We start from the raw sequence: 15,261 nt of genomic DNA, 5'->3' as shown, positions 1-15,261 counted from the left end.
CCTTTTCTATCCGGGCGCCGCGGCGCCCGCCGCGCAGGCTCCACATTGTGAGCCACAAGAACTGCTCCGACCCCGGATGGCCCTGCCAGTCCGGATACAGCCGATTCTACTCCCCTCTCCCATGCAATGGGAGAGGCTGCGAAGGGAAAAGCGTTTGCACTGCAAACGCCCTGAGCAGGGGGTGAGGGCCTCAACGCTCAAGCCACAACGCCGCGCTCAAAGGAGAACTGGCCCCCTCACCCCTACCCCTCTCCCGCAAGCGGGAGAGGGGAAACGCTCAAGACCTGATGCCCTCGCGAGCAAGGCGAAGGCAGTGAGCGGGATCAGAAATCGCACTGCGATTTCCCCGCGAACGGGCTGAGCCTGCAAGGCTCAGCAACAGCTCCGAGCAATAAGAAAATGGTGATCCCGGCGCGATTCGAACGCACGACCTACAGATTAGGAATCTGTCGCTCTATCCTGCTGAGCTACGGGACCACTCAATGTTTTCAAGGCGTTGGGCCGACCCTCCGGCCTGGATGGCCGCTCCGGGCCATCGTCAGGCCATGAAACGGACCTCCGCCACGCCCGGATACCAGAGGGTGGCGCGCCTGTCACGCAGACGGTTTTGGCTCTGATGGTCTATCGTGGCGCGCGTTATGAGGCGCCAATAGAGCCTTTGCCCGCTCCGCACATTTCTCAGGGCTGAGTTCTCCAAACAGTGGCGAAGACTCAATTTTGGTCATGGTGATCGGCCCTGCCGTGTTCATGCCTTTCATCCAGTTTCTGTTGTTCCAAGTTGTACCAGATATCTGTCCCGAGTGATCTATAGACATCATGGCGCTACCTTCGAACACGCCCACGTCCAAGGCGCCGACCGTTTTGTTCTTCTGCTTGTAGATCCAGAAAATGCTGCACTTGTGTTTTACATCGCTCTTTCGAAATTCGAAGAGAACCGTGTCAGAAGTATCCAGCACCGATTCATCATGCCCATAAAGTTCAAGCCCGGAATCAAGCCATCCCTGTCTCAAGCAACCGACAAATACATGAGTACTTGGTTCGAGTGATTTCTTGGGGTCCGCGGCACGCTTCGAAGCCGCATCCTCCGTAAGAGCCTTGAGAGTAGGAAAGTTGCTCTGGATTTTTACGAGCCAGAACCCATTCAGGTCTGGAGCGAACTTGCGCTCAAGATACCGTCCCAATACAGGCGTTCGCCACATCAAGCGCCAAAACGGCGACCAAAAACAAAGTCCAACAATGCCCGAGGTAATCAAGCCAACTGAGCGCCAATGCTCAGCAGGGCTTTGGGGGTTTTGGTTTGCAATATCCACGAGCCAGTTCAGTCCGAAGGAACCTGAAAGTACCACTCCCGATAGAATCACTATAACCGTTCTAGGACTCAAAAGTTGTATCATGGGACTTGAAATCCTTCGAACAAAACACGAACTTAGGTGGGATTTTTACTAGGAGACTTCAAGTGGCCGATACGCTTGTGAATGCAAATGCGCTGTTTCATGGCCTCAAGCGAGAGCCCAGCTTTCATAAGAAGATCACCATCGCCGCAGGAGACGTGGAAGACGTCATGCTGCGCTCAGCTCGGAAAAAGCTTCGGGATGCTATTCGAGCGCAGTTTGCGAGATACTCTCAGGTCATTAAGTCCGAAAGAGTACGGCAGTTGCTTTTTGAAGGGCGCGGCCATGCGTTTCGGGACGCAATGGATAAGTACCCGCTAACCACGGTGAGGTTCCTAACTCAGGGATCTTTTGCTTACCAGTTGCTTGTGCGCCCCGCCAAGCCGGAGCAGGAGATCGATCTCGACGACGGGGTATATGTCCCAATGCCGTTCGTCGGTGGCAAACCTGCAGTTTCATCCAAGGGACTTTTCGATCTGCTGGAGACAGCGATCGCTGACGTCGTCGCAAGCAACGGCTGGAAATTTGAGCGCAAAGACACTTGTGTCAGAGTCCTTATTGGCAAAGGCGCTCACGTGGATTTGCCAGTGTATGCTGTCGAAGCAAAAGAGTTTGAGCGAGTCCGAGATCTTCTAGACGAACAACTCGATCCGCAGCAGGAAGATTGGCGTGGATTCGATTTGGTAACGGCAAGCGCGCTCGGACGCCAAATTGAAGCGGCCAAGATTCTTCTTGCGCATCGAGAGAAAGATTGGGAGCCATCAGATCCGAAGCAATTCTCCGACTGGTTTGTCGAGCAGTTGGACCTTTATGGTCCCTCCCTCCGGCGCATCATCAGATATCTGAAGGCTTGGCGCGACAATTCCTGGGTCGATGGTGAACTCAAATCGATGGCGCTGATGATTCTCTGCGTTTCTGCGTTCTTCGATTTGGAGAAACGGCCCTCTGATGATCGTGATGACTTGCTTGTATTGGAGGTTGCAAGGCGCCTGCCCCAAATGATCCGACAAGGATCAATCCGTTGGCGCGACGACAAACCCTGCCTGGACCAGAATTGGTCGTTGGAGGTAAGAGATGAAATCGCCGCCAAGGCAGAGGCATTCCGGCACTTTGTCGAGAGTGCGCTCGTTCGGAACGGTGTGGCTGAGCTAACTGTCAAGCACCTGCGCTCGGCGTTTGGTGATCGGTTTCCTGACGCTCCAGAGTCGGTGCAAATTGGTGTCGCATCAAGAGTGGCAGTTCTGAGAGACACGAAACCCGTTACTGTTCCGCAGCCCAACGTAGGTAGCAGCATCTCTGGATGATTAATCGAACGGATGCCCTTTGGCAGATCCGGACGACTTTGAGCGTTCGTGGATTTATTCCTGATAAATTAGATCCGCGCAGATTTGTAGGAACGCTGGTGGTTGGGCACCACACGATTGATGTTGTGGTTGAGGTCCCAGACTTAGACTTTATACAGCTGCCGCGAGTACACTTACAGAACCGTCATCAACTCCCTTGGGATGTGATTGCTCATCAAAGGCGAGAAACCGGCATCTGTTACGGATTGCAAGGTCATTATAGCCTCGATCCAGCGTTCCCAGGTGCCGCAATCTTACGCGTGCTAGCCGATTGTGTGAAAGCCCTACTGAGTTCTGCTAAGGGGCGGGGTGCTGAAGAGGCCGCTAGAGAGTACGCCGCTTACTGGGGAGGCCCGTCAGTATGTTTGATTTCGCCCCTCCGACAAGGTACGCGCCTTACTGCGTATAGGCGGAATGTACTAGGAAGAGGGCCAAACTCACTTCTGGCTTCAAGCCAAGCTGATCTGCCACAAGGATACGCTTCACTCAAAAAACAGTACACGGTAGTTGAACTTCCGGGGCCCGCCCAACCGGCAGGTGAAGTTTTGGTGCCTAGTCGCCTGAGTGATCTATTCAAATGGCTGTCGTCACTTGGGGCTGATGCGGGTGTGGAAAGAACCTGCATTCAAGCGATGAAAGACTCAGGTGGAATTGTAATATCTGCGAGCAATGGCCTTTATGGCGTTGATCTTCACACCCCGGCACTCCTCGCAGCCATAAAGGGACCTCGTGCAAACTTCTTTTCGGCGCGGGTTAAGTCAGAAAGTGAAAAAATAGAGATTGAGAGGTTTCAGGTGAGCCCGGCAGATTTAGGTTCGGTAGTGACGCGTTCGTTGCCAGTTGGCTCCGCAACTTTGTCAGAGCGGAACGTTTGCTTGGTCGGGTGCGGAGCTATTGGAGGGCATTTGGCGAAGCTACTGGCACAACTTGGCGCAGGACATAAAAAGTCACTTTCACTAATTGACCCCGATTTGCTGACTGCCGGAAACATAGGTAGGCACGCGCTAGGCTTCGAATATGTTGGCCAATGGAAATCGGAAGCCGTCGCTGCTGAGCTGGCTAAGTTTCATCCACAAATCTCAACTAAGGCAGTGGTTGGAACGGTAGCGGATCACCTCGCTGCTCTAAGCAGATGTGACCTAGTGGTCGACGCAACCGGCGTGGAGAATGTTGCGTCCCAGCTAAACCGCTTCTCGATAGAGCGAAGAGGAGTCAAACACCCACCTGTGTTGTTTCACGTACATCTGTTTGGATATGGAATTGCCGCTCAGTCCTTCGCGAATTTGGGCTCAGGCTACGCGTGCTATCGTTGCCTTCGCCCGGATCGAAGCCAAAGTTGGAGGCACGATCCCAAACTTGATGTGCGTACCGAGGACGACCCCGTCGATGGAGGGTGCGGTGATGGCGCCTTCTTGCCCTATGGACCATATGCATCTTCGGCAGCGGCATCGCTGTCTGCTCAACATATCCACGACTGGGCTCAAGGTAGAAACCGCAGCACTCTACGTACGTTGACTCTCGACCCTGACCGGGGACGACAGATTGCTCCAACAACTCCAACTGTTCATGAACATTGCCCAGAATGTCAGTGAGCGTCTTAATAGAGCAATCCGTTTTAGATGGAATCACCGATCGGTCAAAATCGAATCGTCCAAATGAAGCAGGGGGCTTGCTTCTTGGGTATCGAAAGGGAAACGATCTTCACGTTGTGGATTTGACGGGACCGCTCCCAATGGATGTTGCATCTCCTGTCCGGTTTTTCAGGAAAGATCCCCGGCATCAAAGAGACGCGACTCGGAAATGGAAGGGTAGCAGGGAAACGTTGGACTGGGTCGGAGAATGGCATAGCCACCCGAACGGCACTCCTTATCCCTCTAGCATCGACGAAACTACTTGGCGGACCCAAGTTCGACGACGCTCTGTTTCAATGGCTTATATAATCAGCGGTGCTAACTCTCATGCAGTTTGGTTGGTTGATCCGTTGAAGCTAACGGTATTTCCGCTCTGCCCAATTGGAGCAGACAATTCTGCGACCCTTTTTGAATTGAGTCATTCCAGTTGAGTGCAATCCTCGGCAATGTTTTGACGATTTTTCAGCCGTCAGGATCTAGCAGTTCGGAAGCTTCAACATCGATACTGGCGGCAAGTTGCACAAACTCCAAAATGTCGAGCCGCCGCTCATATCCCTCCACCTTCGCGACGAACGACTGCGGCCGCCCTAGCTTTTCAGCCAGTTCGGCCTGCGTGAGGCTCGCCGCAAGCCGCGCCTCGCGCAGCCTGTCGATGATCCGCCTGTAGCGGGCGTCTGCGAGCGAGTTGGCCAATCCGCGTCCTGTTGCCTTGGAACACGAACCGGCCTAATCCCGAATCCGGATTATCCCATTTCAGGATACCGGCATGGACGCCCTGAGCACCGGCCAGTCCGGCAAGATCGCAGAGTACTTCCTGGCTTGCGCGGTAATGAGCGCATCCGGCGGGAGGCTCTCCCCATTCCTGCCCGCTTCCGACGACCACGGCGTGGACCTGGTCGTGATGGACCGGCTGACCCACGGATGCCTCGGCTTGCAGGTGAAGTCATGGCGCGCATCCCTCGGCGCCGAGAGGCGCACGGTGCAGTTCGACGTGCGCAAGGCAACATTCAATCCGACGCCCAGGCTAGCCCTGGCGATGGTCGTGCTGGACCCGGAGACGTTGACGATGGAGGTCGGCTGGCTGATGCCGATGCAGGCCGTGCCGTCGGTCTCTGTCGAGCAGGCCGACAAGTTCGCGCTTACGCCGAGCCGGTCGCCAGCGTCATCAGACAGGTATGCCGGGTATCGGCACACGGAGATCGGATCGCTGATCGGTGGACTGATCGGGATGATGCCCACCAGCGGCTGAACATCACCGTTCGCGATTGCGCCTGGCCTGCGCGTCCGTAGGCACGGCATCGTCCCTCTTCCTCAGGTTGGACCTGTACCAGGCGACGCTGGCCGCCGAGGTGTTTGCCTTCGGGAACCGCCGCCGCACCTCCGCCAGGACCTCCTCGTTGGTCAGGCCGTTCCTGAGCAGCGCCTCCGCCGTTTCGCCGATTCCGGTCCACCGGTCCGATGCCAGGTGTTCCAGAATGGCATCCCGGACCAGGTCCGCGATGGGACGGGACAGCTCCTCGGACATCTCCTCGAGCGCCAGATGCACGTCTGAGGGGAGCCCGATGGTGAGCCGCACGAGTCTGTCTTCCGCCATGTCCCTGTTTTCACTCCATTTTGTTGATGCGCATCGGTTATGTTGGTGCGTAGTGGTGCGTCTGGCACGCTGGATGCAACTGCTTCCTCGGGTGCCCTGCGAGACCATGTGGTTCGAACGGTTGAGCATCCGTGAATAAGGTACACTTCAATGCATACTGACCTGAAAGAAATGTCGCCCGACGAGATCGTCGCGTTTGCCCGGACCAGGGCACCCAAGCTCCACCCCCTGACGGACGTGCTCGGGTCGCCGGTGCTCCTCAAGGACGACGGTGGCTTCGAGAGCATCACCTGGGAGATCTACACGGGCCTCGGCATGGCATCCGGGACCGGCAGGATTACCAGCAACGACCCCGCACACGAGGCGCGGATGAACAGGCCGGAGGTCCGCCGCCGCATCACGCTCGCGATGATGACCAACTCGCCAAGCGACCTCCCACCAGGGGGCAGGCTGTCGATCGACCTCATGCTTCCCGGTGACGAGCCCCTGCCCCCCAGAGACGAGGACATCACGTTCAGCATCGGCTGGGTCCCCGACGAGGAGTGAACCAGAGCTGTCACTGGTCCTCCCCGGCGATGCTCCGCGCCGGGGAGGACTTCTCACCACCCACCAACATCGACAAGGATCAGCACAATGAACATCCAAGAAACAGGCGGCGTCGCCCGCGTCGCGAAGCTCCGCAAGGTCGGCCTCGATAACCGGGAGATCGCCAAACGCACCGGCCTCACCCTCGGGACCGTCCAGAGCTACTGCAGCTTTCTGAACAAGGCGAACGGCAATGCCCACCACGCCAGCCAGTTCATGTCCCAGGCAAGCATGAATTCATCGCGCGTCGGTTACGGCCGCATACGGAAGACCCGTCGGTGATAGCCGCCAGCGGTCCGGGCGGCGTCGAGGCTCAGGGGGTTACACTGCACCACCCTCGGCACACCGTGAAAAGTGACCCGGCCGCGTGCGGCGGCCGGGTCCAGTCCGTTCAATCATGCACACCGGAGAAGGATGATGCAGGAACAGAATGCGCCGCAGGAGGGCGGAACTGAACCCCTGCTCTCGACCGAAGAGGCCGCCGCGCTGGCGGGCCTCTCCAGGCACACGATCAAGAACTACCGGTCCTCAGGCAGCGGCCCGCCGTTCGTGAGGCTGAAGGGCGGGAGGGTCGCCTACCGGCGCCGTGACGTGCTGGCATGGCTGGCCGAACAGCCCGCAGAGGACGCTGACCTGGTCGACACCGTCGAGGCCGCCCGGATCGCCCGCCTTTCGACGAAGCACCTGGAGAACCTGCGCTGCTACGGCGCGGGCCCACCGTTCGTCAGGATGAAGGGCCAGCGCGGCAAGACCGCCGTCTTCTACCGGCGCGACGACGTGGTCGCCTGGAGGGACGCGCGATGAGCGAACCTGCATTCCAAGGCGATCTCTACACCGACGACTTCGACCTGATACCGCTGCACCGCTGGGACGCAACGCGTACGGACAAGGGCAAGACCAGGAAGGTCGGCAAGAGCCCGATCGACAAGGACTGGGTGACCAGGCCGTTCGACCGCGCCGTCGTCGCCGAGATGGTCGCCCGCGGCCATAACTACGGCGTCCGCCTGAAGCCCTGCCACCTGGTCGTCGACGTCGATCCCCGCAACATGCCGGAGGGCCGCGACACCTTCGCCGAGCTTTGCGATGCGGTCGGCCTCGACCCGGACCAATACCCCTGCGTGCGGACGGGCTCCGGCGGTCTCCACGTCTACATGTGCAAGCCGGAATCGGTGGCCGCGGTGAACGAGCTGCCGGAGTTCCCCGGCGTGGAGTTCAAGTCGTACGGCCGACAGGTGGTCGCCGCAGGCTCGCTGCACCCGGACACCGGCCAGACCTACGAGTGGGCGTCCATCGACGACCTGTCCTCACCGCCACCGGCCGCGCCGCAGGCCCTGCTGGAACTGGTCGCGCGCCCCACGTCGGCGCTGACGAGCAAGCGCCCCGCCGCAGCAGTCATCGACGCCGACCGGCTCCAGGAGATGCTGGACGCGATGGACCCCTGCGACTACGGAACAAATGCTGAGTGGGAGCCTTTGCTCATGTCCGTGCACGACGCGACGGGCGGCGACGAGGAGTGTGGCCGGATCTTCGACGCCTGGTGCAGCGCAGGCCCCGGCTACCGCGGCGACGTGATGAGCCGCTGGCGCTCGCTCCGCTCCGACCGCGAGCACCGCCGCGGCGTCGGGACGCTGATGCGGCTGGTCGACGGCAACGCCGATGCGCTGGCCGTGGTCGCGCGTGCGGTCCGGGGCGACCCGGCCGACGACTTCGCGGCAGACATCCCGTCGGCCGGGCCGGTGCACCGCATGAAGATCAACGCCCACGGCAAGGCAGCCGACACGATCGAGAACGCCTTCGCTGCCGTCGCCGAGTCCGGCCTGAGACCGCGGCTCAACGAGTTCAAGCGGTCCGTAGTGTTCGAGCGGCCCGCTTGGGACGCGTCCTTCGGAACCGAGGTCACAGAGGACACGCTGCGCCTCGTACGGGAACTCCTAATCGTCCAGTTCGGCCACCTCGCCTACAGCCCGTCGAGGGAGAACGTCTCCGAGGCCGTGATGACCATCGCCTACAAGGACAAGTTCAACCCGGTGACGGACTACCTGGACGGGCTCACCTGGGACGGCGTGCGCCGGATCGACGGCCTCTTCCCGGCGTACTTCCGCACCACCGACGGCGCCTACGAGCGCGCCGTGGGCCAGGCCTTCATGGTCGGCGCGGTGGCGAGGGCGAGGAGGCCCGGCTGCAAGCGCGACGAGATGCCGGTTCTGAAGGGTCGCCAGGGCGCGGGCAAGTCCACCGGCCTGCGCGTCCTGTTCAGCGACGCCTTCTTCTCCGACGCCGAGCTGAACGACCTGCGGAACAAGGACGCCGCCATCGGCCTCGAGGGCACGTGGCTGCACGAGTTCGCCGAACTCGACGGCCTCTCCCGGTCCGAGAGCTCCACGCTGAAGGCCTTCCTCTCTCGCGCAGTCGACCGCTATCGACCACACTACGGCAAGGTCACCCAGGATGTGCCGCGCCGCTCCGTGTTCGCGGGCACCTGCAACGAGGGCAGCTTCCTCCAGGACGGGACCGGGGCGCGCCGCTACTGGCCGCTGACCGTGACCGGCGAGGTCGACGTGGAGGCCATCAGCCGCGACCGCGACCAGCTCTGGGCCGAGGCCGACGCGGCCTTCAAGGCCGGCGAGGCCTGGTCGCTCCCGCCGGAGCTGTGGGGCGAGGCTGCAGAGCGCCAAGCCGATGAGACGGCGGCGGACCCCTGGGCAGACGAGATCCTGGCGTTCCTCGAACACAGGCAGGACGTGCTGGAGGGCGAGGAGGCGCCGAGCCCCCACCGGGTGCTGACGCGCGAGCTGCTGGGGCACCTCGTGGTCAACGTCTCGCAGAGGAACCGGAACCACGAGAGGCGGCTTCGCTCGGTCATGGAGTCCCTAGGATGGGAGCACTCGAAGTCCGTCAGGGTCCGGATCGACGGGGCAGACGTCATCAAGGCGGGCTACAAAAAGGTCGGCACGTAGACCTTGTAGACCTCGTAGACCAAAAAGACCTAGGTTCATAAAAGCCCTGGGAGCGTGACCACTGTGCGCAGCACCCACCCTAGGTCACTGATACCAGACTTAATAGAAATAAGGTCTACAAGGTCTACAAGGTCTACATCGGAGCCCAAGGCACTGGAAACGCTCGCCTTTCCACGTAGACCTTCTGGGACCGTCAAGGTCTACGAGGTCTACGTACCGGCAGAGGACTGGGAGATCCCGACGGGTACCAAGTCAGAGGCCACGTTGGGCATTGAGCTCGAGGGTTCGAACCGCTTTGCCGGGACGCCATTCTGTTGACCGAAGAGGCACGCACGCCTCGACCGGAAAACGCAACATGTCATCTCTCCTCCCAAGGCTGAAGGCCGACCCCGCCCCCAAGTCGCAGTACGCCTCGCCCGTCCAGATCCCCGCAGACCTCAACGAGCGCTTCCTCCGCCTGCTGTCGGTCAGCGGCCAGGTGAACTGGTCGGCCCAGCAGCTCGGCGTCTCGAAGGGCACGATGTACGCGAGGCGCAACCGGGACGCCCGGTTCGCACGCGACTGGGACCTGGCCGTCAAGCAGGCGACCGAGGACAGGGCCGCGGCGATCCTGGCGGGCGTCGACGACCACATCGTCAGCCACCTGAGGACCCAGCTGGTCCCGCTCCTGGACGCCGAGGGCAACCCGGTCGTCGACGAGGACTTCGAGCCGGTGTACGTGTCCACCCTGTCGTTCAGGGACCTGGCCTCCATGCGCAGGGCCGTCGCCTCTGCCGCCCCGGGCGTCCAGGTGAACCTGCAGCAGAACTTCGCCGGCGACACCGTGCCCCGGCTGAGCGCCGACCCGGTCGACGTGGACGCGCTGATCGCGGAGATCGACGCCGATGACTGAGCCGACGGGCCGGGTGCTGGTCCTGGAACGCGACGGCACCGCCACCGTGCCCCTGTCGCCCGACGAGCTCGCCCTGTACGACGGGCCGACGCGCAGCAGGTGCGCCCTGTTCCGGGTGCAGACGGTGTCGGCGGCCGACCTAGAGGCGGAGCTGGCCGGGATCGCCGACGTGCTTCCCTGGCTGCGCGACGTCGACCGCGAGCGTGCCGTGCGTGACCTGCACGCCCAGGGTGCGCCGAGGACGCTCCTGGACCACGTGGCGCGCACGCCGGTCGCCGCCTTCGGGCCGACGAACTGGATCACGGTCGAGGTCGTCAGGGGACGCTGGGAGACCGACATGCCCTTCCGGTCCGACCGGCTCTGCGCCGGAGGCGGGATGGTGTTCGACGCCGCCCTGCCCATCGGGATGGGGCCGGAGGACGTGAGGGCCACAGCGGCCGCTGTGCCGAGGGGAGACCCGAGGCGACGGGAACGCCTGGCGGTGCTGCTCGGCCAGCACGACGACGGGCTGTCCGCCGACTGACGGTCTGTCGCCCTGCCCCGCCTAACCCCCTGATACGGCTGGGGAAGCGTCCTCCGGGGGCGTGCCCTGGCCATCCGCCAGGCCATCGATGCCACGATGATAACCGACAAGCCCGTCTCCACGGTCGACAACGAGCGACCCAGGCCCTCCACGGTCGATGCCGTCCGAGAGGCCGCGGCCGACTGCGCCTTCGACCCCAGGGGGACGCCCCGCTCCAACCAGGCGAGGCTCCTGTTCAGCCTCTACAACTGCGTCGGCCTGCCGTTCCCCTACGGCTGGCGTGAGGCCTGCGTTGCCGTCTTGGCCGCGAGGTCCGTGCCGGCGACCATCCTCCAGCTGGACCAGCTGCACACGGCCATGATCAGCGACGCCGCGGCCGACTTCGAGGGCTGGCCGGGGATCGACCGCCAGCTCGTCGCCGACCTGCTCGACAGGCTGGACCACGTCAGGGCACCCGCTGCCTGGTCGAGGCGCTGAGCCTCTGCGCCATCGTTTCCGCTCCGGGGGTCCGCTTCCCGGCCGACCGGCGTCAACGTCCGACCGACGCGCCCGCATGCACGCACGACAGAGGAGGAGACGACATGGCGGACACAGACAAGCTGAGGCGGAACCTGGCCGCGGCCGAGGCCGAGCTGGCCGAGGTGCAGTCGGCAATCGCGGCGGCCCTGGCCGACGACGCCGACGCCCGGCACCTGCAGGCACGCAGGGACAAGCTGGAGGCGAAGGTGCGCGACCTCGCGCCGGCGATCACGCTGGCGGAGGCCCGACAGGCCGACCTGGCCCAGCGCGCACGCGCCGAGGAGGCCGCGAGGCTGACCGGCGAGGCCCTGGAGGCCGACCGTGCCATGCTGGCTGCGGCCGACGGCGTCGACGCCGCCCTCGCCGCCCTGGGCGAGGCCTACTCCGTGTACTCGCTGGCCATGCTGGACGCGAAGCGCGCCCGGCAGCGCGCCGGCTCCGACCTCAACGCCGTGGTCCGGGCCACCGAGCACTCGCTCCGCTGGGCGATGGCGTCCGGCGCCCGCCACTTCATGGAGGCGATGGGCGCCGCCCGCGTCCCCGTCCACCGCGAGACCCCGTTCGGCGCCTCAGTGCGCCGCGTGCTCCCCAAGCTGAAGGATACCGACCGATGACCCCCACCGAACGACTGGCCGAGCTCGAGACTCTCTCGAAGGCCGCAGGCGCCGCGCCCCCGCAGAGACGCTGGCGAAGTGCAACGCCCTGCTGGAGGAGCGCGTCCAGGAGCGCATCGCCAAGGGCGAGGCCGAGCTGGCCGCACGAGACTTCGTGCTCAGCGCCCGCGACCCGATCGGCTCCCGGCTCTACGCGCTCTCCTGCGACCTCGCAGAGACGGTCGCCCACAACCGCGACGCCCTGCGCGACACGAACTGAGAAAGGCCCGCCCGGGGTTTCGGATGTTTACCCGGGCAGGTCAGGCGCCGTCCGTTCGTTCCTTAGCGGACGGCGCCAACACCCATCGGCGATGACCGACGCCGACCGGCGACGGGCCGGGGCCGCCGGACAGGACCGCTCCGCCGGTCCGGCGGCCAATCCGTTCAGCTACGTCCCTCGTCCTGCATCTTCCGTACCCTGACGGCCTCGGCGTGCAGCATGGCGCGGTAGTACATGAAGCGTTGGTCGTAGACCTGGTTCAGGACGTCCAGGTATGCCGGGTCCACGCCCGGGAAGGTCCGCACCCTGCTGGGGTTGTCGAGGTAGGCCTCCACGAAGGCGACCGGGTCCTCGATCACGCCCTTCTGCATCAGCGTCGACCACAGGTGCTGGGTCGTCGTGACCAGCACGTTGATGAGGGCGAGGTGGTTGATCCGGTCCTCCTCCAGTGAAGCGATCCGGCGCTGCAGGTCGAGCATTTCGATGGCCAACGCTTTCTCCATTTCATTGGCAGCAGAAGATTTACCGTCTGGCTACTCAACGCTGAGGCCTTCTTACCGGCCTACTATCCAAGTCGGCGCTTAGCTTCAAAACCGAAGAAAGGTGTTCTGTTTTCATTTGGTTTGTTTGCTTAACTTTGATCTTGGATCGGGACTATGCTTTCGAACGCTGGTCGAACAAACATAAACGATACAGGGAGCTCCGAGGAAAGACGATCTCTACTCTCGTGGTACACTTGGGCCCTCACGTCTAAACACTCTTCTTCAAACTCAGCGAATCTGCCGGAGATTTCGAAACTCGAGTAAAGGGTGTTTGTTACTTGGTGTACCTTGCTTTCTATATGGTTGGAGGTGAGCTGATAGCCAGTATAGCCAAAGCCAAAGATGACCGCGATACTGAAAAGAAACGCTCGCAGAGAGAATTTTCTGCTGCTCGGGGAGAGCAAAGACACGACTGATGCCAATATAAGAACGGCTGTAAGTGATTTCGCAACGCCAAAGTAGACAAACCCCACATGCTCTACTTCGTTGAGTGGGTAGTTCAAGGACTCCTGAGAGTAAGCAATCAGCCTACTGACTTGAAAGAGGCTAAAATCTTCTGACATTGCGCAGGACAACTTGGCCACGCGATTTATGTCCGACCACTGAAAAAATGCCCACTCATTCGAGTAAACCAACGTGAACGGAATCAAGTTCCCGAACGTTGTAAAGAACGGCGGCCAGACCAAAAACAGGAATAGCAAGAACGTAAGCCGATATACGGGATGGAGTTCTTCCATTTTGGAATCGCCAAAAGCGACTCGATTGACCAATTGAAATGATGAATCGATTAAATTGCCTACCTTAAGGTGACTTGAGGCGACAATCACCGAAAGCAACACTATCCCCGCTGAAGAGTAGAGTGCCTCTGCCAGGCCTCCGATGTCTGAAACCGACGGCATTTTCTCCTCCCACAACGAGAAAAGCCTACAGAGATATTCCTTGGCTTGCAACCTTTGCGTCTAAATGGAGCAGGCGCAGTCCTTATCGTTAGTCAACTACGTTGAACCAAAAAGGCGGGCACCCATAAACTCGTGGAGGTCCGTGGTGCGGTACTTCACCAGCCGCCCCAGCTTCACGTAGGGCGGACCCTCCCCGTCGACGCGCCAGCGCTCCAGCGTAACCGTCGCGATGCCGGTCAGCTCGCTCGCCTGCCGGGTGTCCAGGTAACGGGGCTGCGCCGCCTGCTCCGCAAGCAGCCGCTCGATGCGCTCAAGTCTCTCGATCACGTCGTCCATGCACGGAGGGTAATGCCGTGCCGGGCCGTCGTAACCCGCTGAACCGGAACCGAGGGTCAGCCCCGGTAGGACAGCAGCCGCCCCGCCACGGTCTCTACCGCCTCCCGCATGTGGCCGGTGAGGTGGGCCCTGGTCACGTAGCCGAACGTGACGTCGGTACTGGCGTGGTTCAGCAGCAGCTTCAGCGTGGCGTGGTCGACGCCCGCCTCCATCGCGTGGGTGCTGTAGTTGTGACGGAGGGCGTGCGGGTTGAACGGGAACGTCTTCGTGCGCTTGACGTCCCTCAGCGGCTTCGACAGGTCGCGCGGCGAGGGCAGTACGAACTCCGCCCCGAGCTCGCGCAGCTCCTCCAACTCGGACAGCAGGTGGGAGCAGAGCGGCAGGCGGAAGGGCCGCCCGCCCTTCGGGTGCGGGACGAACAGCACCCCATCCTCTATGTGCTCCCACCGCATCCGCTTCACGTCACCGCAGCGGAGGCCGGTCAGCAGCAGCGTGAGCCAGGCCCTCCGCATGATCGGGCAGTCGACCGAGTCCAGCCGCCTCCACAGCTCCGGCATGTCCGATGGCGGGACCGCGTCGTCCCTCCTCTGCTCCCTGTTGAACCTGACCGCCCTGGTGACGGGGTTCGGCGGCAGGTCGTGGGTGCGGGCGGCGTCGTTGTGCAGGGCGCGAAGCGTCCGCATGGCCCCGTTGGCACGGTAGGGCCCGCACTCCCTCGTGACCCTCTCGTGGAGGGCCCGCAGCTCCTCCCTGTCCAGCTCGTCCATCGGCACCCTCCTCAGCGGGCGCAGCGGTCCCTCGACGCTCTTGCGGTAGAACTCCTTGGTGCGCTCGGTCAGGTCGTCGCGCAGCAGGTAACGCTCGAGCGCCTCCTGCACGTTCGGCACGGAGGTCACGGGCCTCCTTGGGTCCTCGCCACGCTTTAGCGCCAGCCGGAGCTCTGCCGAGCGCGTCCTGGCCTCCCTGAGCGTGACCTCGTCGGCCCTTCCGACGTTGACGGTGACGTAGCCTCCCCCACGCCTGTTGATCCGGCCGACGTGGCGGTACGAGCCGCCCGTCGAACCGATCACGAGCCTGAGGCCCTTCGCCTCAGCGTCGTAGAACTGCTGGCCCGGCTCGGCCTCCCTCAGCCACCTGGTGACCGACGCCTGCGTGAACTTCTCTGCCATCTCTCCA

The 15,261-nt window shown here is 62.0% G+C and carries 19 protein-coding genes and 1 tRNA gene; 12 read left to right on the top strand and 8 right to left on the bottom strand.

The genetic code is table 11. The annotated features are described in order from the left end of the window. Positions 1-400: 400 nt before the first annotated feature. Positions 401-477 (bottom strand) — tRNA-Arg (locus C0456_RS13960). Positions 478-593: 116 nt separating this feature from the next. Next, a complete protein-coding gene (locus tag C0456_RS13955) occupies positions 594-1,394 on the bottom strand; it encodes a hypothetical protein (protein ID WP_291053257.1) in 801 nt (266 codons plus the stop codon). A gap of 62 nt (positions 1,395-1,456) precedes the next feature. On the opposite strand from C0456_RS13955, the gene C0456_RS13950 reads away from it, so the two are divergent. From C0456_RS13950 to C0456_RS20945, 3 genes are read left to right on the top strand one after another with little or no spacing between them, the layout of a single operon-like run. Continuing rightward, positions 1,457-2,695: a CBASS cGAMP synthase gene (locus C0456_RS13950; RefSeq protein WP_291053254.1), complete on the top strand. Its 1,239-nt coding sequence runs from the start codon at positions 1,457-1,459 to the stop codon at positions 2,693-2,695. Continuing rightward, on the top strand, positions 2,692-4,326 hold the full coding sequence (locus C0456_RS20950; RefSeq protein WP_367179280.1) for a ThiF family adenylyltransferase: 1,635 nt from the start codon (positions 2,692-2,694) through the stop codon (positions 4,324-4,326). Before C0456_RS13950 ends, C0456_RS20950 begins: the two co-directional genes overlap by 4 nt. Then, positions 4,317-4,796, top strand: coding sequence for a Mov34/MPN/PAD-1 family protein (locus C0456_RS20945; protein WP_367179279.1), 480 nt, complete (start codon positions 4,317-4,319; stop codon positions 4,794-4,796). Before C0456_RS20950 ends, C0456_RS20945 begins: the two co-directional genes overlap by 10 nt. A gap of 31 nt (positions 4,797-4,827) precedes the next feature. On the opposite strand, the gene C0456_RS13945 is transcribed toward C0456_RS20945, so the two are convergent. Further along, positions 4,828-5,058 (bottom strand): helix-turn-helix transcriptional regulator, encoded by a 231-nt coding sequence (locus tag C0456_RS13945; RefSeq protein WP_291053251.1) that lies wholly within the window; start codon positions 5,056-5,058, stop codon positions 4,828-4,830. A gap of 73 nt (positions 5,059-5,131) precedes the next feature. On the opposite strand from C0456_RS13945, the gene C0456_RS13940 reads away from it, so the two are divergent. After that, positions 5,132-5,614 (top strand): hypothetical protein, encoded by a 483-nt coding sequence (locus C0456_RS13940; protein ID WP_291053249.1) that lies wholly within the window; start codon positions 5,132-5,134, stop codon positions 5,612-5,614. 3 nt (positions 5,615-5,617) lie between these two features. On the opposite strand, the gene C0456_RS13935 is transcribed toward C0456_RS13940, so the two are convergent. Further along, positions 5,618-5,959: a hypothetical protein gene (locus C0456_RS13935; RefSeq protein WP_291053246.1), complete on the bottom strand. Its 342-nt coding sequence runs from the start codon at positions 5,957-5,959 to the stop codon at positions 5,618-5,620. A gap of 171 nt (positions 5,960-6,130) precedes the next feature. Here C0456_RS13935 and C0456_RS13930 point away from each other — a divergent pair, with 171 nt between their 5' ends. The 8 genes from C0456_RS13930 to C0456_RS13895 all read left to right on the top strand — a co-directional run bounded on the left by C0456_RS13930 (position 6,131) and on the right by C0456_RS13895 (position 12,049). Beyond that, on the top strand, positions 6,131-6,505 hold the full coding sequence (locus C0456_RS13930; RefSeq protein ID WP_291053243.1) for a hypothetical protein: 375 nt from the start codon (positions 6,131-6,133) through the stop codon (positions 6,503-6,505). 87 nt (positions 6,506-6,592) lie between these two features. Next, a complete protein-coding gene (locus C0456_RS13925; protein ID WP_291053241.1) occupies positions 6,593-6,826 on the top strand; it encodes a hypothetical protein in 234 nt (77 codons plus the stop codon). Positions 6,827-6,961: 135 nt separating this feature from the next. Further along, positions 6,962-7,348, top strand: a complete 387-nt coding sequence (locus C0456_RS13920) for a helix-turn-helix domain-containing protein (protein WP_291053240.1) — start codon at positions 6,962-6,964, stop codon at positions 7,346-7,348. Continuing rightward, positions 7,345-9,501, top strand: coding sequence for a VapE domain-containing protein (locus C0456_RS13915; protein ID WP_291053237.1), 2,157 nt, complete (start codon positions 7,345-7,347; stop codon positions 9,499-9,501). Before C0456_RS13920 ends, C0456_RS13915 begins: the two co-directional genes overlap by 4 nt. A 355-nt stretch (positions 9,502-9,856) precedes the next feature. Next, a complete protein-coding gene (locus C0456_RS13910; protein WP_291053234.1) occupies positions 9,857-10,393 on the top strand; it encodes a hypothetical protein in 537 nt (178 codons plus the stop codon). Then, positions 10,386-10,916: a hypothetical protein gene (locus tag C0456_RS13905; RefSeq protein ID WP_291053232.1), complete on the top strand. Its 531-nt coding sequence runs from the start codon at positions 10,386-10,388 to the stop codon at positions 10,914-10,916. The genes C0456_RS13910 and C0456_RS13905 overlap by 8 nt, the downstream gene beginning before the upstream one ends. Before the next feature lie 96 nt (positions 10,917-11,012). Further along, positions 11,013-11,393: a hypothetical protein gene (locus tag C0456_RS13900; RefSeq protein ID WP_291053230.1), complete on the top strand. Its 381-nt coding sequence runs from the start codon at positions 11,013-11,015 to the stop codon at positions 11,391-11,393. A 104-nt stretch (positions 11,394-11,497) separates the two neighbouring features. Beyond that, positions 11,498-12,049, top strand: a complete 552-nt coding sequence (locus tag C0456_RS13895) for a hypothetical protein (RefSeq protein ID WP_291053228.1) — start codon at positions 11,498-11,500, stop codon at positions 12,047-12,049. A gap of 423 nt (positions 12,050-12,472) precedes the next feature. Here C0456_RS13895 and C0456_RS13890 read toward each other — a convergent pair whose 3' ends face one another. The 4 genes from C0456_RS13890 to C0456_RS13875 form a co-directional block, all read right to left on the bottom strand. Continuing rightward, entirely contained in the window at positions 12,473-12,799 is a 327-nt protein-coding gene (locus tag C0456_RS13890) for a hypothetical protein (RefSeq protein ID WP_291053225.1), read from the bottom strand. Between the two features lie 140 nt (positions 12,800-12,939). Then, a complete protein-coding gene (locus C0456_RS13885) occupies positions 12,940-13,749 on the bottom strand; it encodes a hypothetical protein (protein ID WP_291053222.1) in 810 nt (269 codons plus the stop codon). A 96-nt stretch (positions 13,750-13,845) separates the two neighbouring features. Then, on the bottom strand, positions 13,846-14,085 hold the full coding sequence (locus tag C0456_RS13880; protein WP_291053220.1) for a helix-turn-helix domain-containing protein: 240 nt from the start codon (positions 14,083-14,085) through the stop codon (positions 13,846-13,848). 56 nt (positions 14,086-14,141) lie between these two features. Beyond that, positions 14,142-15,254: a tyrosine-type recombinase/integrase gene (locus C0456_RS13875; RefSeq protein WP_291053217.1), complete on the bottom strand. Its 1,113-nt coding sequence runs from the start codon at positions 15,252-15,254 to the stop codon at positions 14,142-14,144. Positions 15,255-15,261: the final 7 nt, after the last annotated feature.

The organism is Hyphomonas sp., from assembly GCF_013823385.1.
Classification (GTDB): domain Bacteria; phylum Pseudomonadota; class Alphaproteobacteria; order Caulobacterales; family Hyphomonadaceae; genus Hyphomonas.
This window is presented reverse-complemented; position numbering and strand designations above follow the sequence as displayed.

What these genes read in the sequence shown, in the direction of transcription:
- C0456_RS13955 (WP_291053257.1), bottom strand. Translation starts at nt 1,394, where the DNA reads ATGATACAACTTTTGAGTCCTAGAACGGTTATAGTGATTCTATCGGGA.
- C0456_RS13925 (WP_291053241.1), top strand. Translation starts at nt 6,593, where the DNA reads ATGAACATCCAAGAAACAGGCGGCGTCGCCCGCGTCGCGAAGCTCCGC.
- C0456_RS13875 (WP_291053217.1), bottom strand. Translation starts at nt 15,254, where the DNA reads ATGGCAGAGAAGTTCACGCAGGCGTCGGTCACCAGGTGGCTGAGGGAG.
- C0456_RS13910 (WP_291053234.1), top strand. Translation starts at nt 9,857, where the DNA reads ATGTCATCTCTCCTCCCAAGGCTGAAGGCCGACCCCGCCCCCAAGTCG.
- C0456_RS13900 (WP_291053230.1), top strand. Translation starts at nt 11,013, where the DNA reads ATGATAACCGACAAGCCCGTCTCCACGGTCGACAACGAGCGACCCAGG.
- C0456_RS13940 (WP_291053249.1), top strand. Translation starts at nt 5,132, where the DNA reads ATGGACGCCCTGAGCACCGGCCAGTCCGGCAAGATCGCAGAGTACTTC.
- C0456_RS13935 (WP_291053246.1), bottom strand. Translation starts at nt 5,959, where the DNA reads ATGGCGGAAGACAGACTCGTGCGGCTCACCATCGGGCTCCCCTCAGAC.
- C0456_RS13895 (WP_291053228.1), top strand. Translation starts at nt 11,498, where the DNA reads ATGGCGGACACAGACAAGCTGAGGCGGAACCTGGCCGCGGCCGAGGCC.
- C0456_RS20950 (WP_367179280.1), top strand. Translation starts at nt 2,692, where the DNA reads ATGATTAATCGAACGGATGCCCTTTGGCAGATCCGGACGACTTTGAGC.
- C0456_RS20945 (WP_367179279.1), top strand. Translation starts at nt 4,317, where the DNA reads ATGTCAGTGAGCGTCTTAATAGAGCAATCCGTTTTAGATGGAATCACC.
- C0456_RS13880 (WP_291053220.1), bottom strand. Translation starts at nt 14,085, where the DNA reads ATGGACGACGTGATCGAGAGACTTGAGCGCATCGAGCGGCTGCTTGCG.
- C0456_RS13920 (WP_291053240.1), top strand. Translation starts at nt 6,962, where the DNA reads ATGCAGGAACAGAATGCGCCGCAGGAGGGCGGAACTGAACCCCTGCTC.
- C0456_RS13915 (WP_291053237.1), top strand. Translation starts at nt 7,345, where the DNA reads ATGAGCGAACCTGCATTCCAAGGCGATCTCTACACCGACGACTTCGAC.
- C0456_RS13930 (WP_291053243.1), top strand. Translation starts at nt 6,131, where the DNA reads ATGTCGCCCGACGAGATCGTCGCGTTTGCCCGGACCAGGGCACCCAAG.
- C0456_RS13905 (WP_291053232.1), top strand. Translation starts at nt 10,386, where the DNA reads ATGACTGAGCCGACGGGCCGGGTGCTGGTCCTGGAACGCGACGGCACC.
- C0456_RS13885 (WP_291053222.1), bottom strand. Translation starts at nt 13,749, where the DNA reads ATGCCGTCGGTTTCAGACATCGGAGGCCTGGCAGAGGCACTCTACTCT.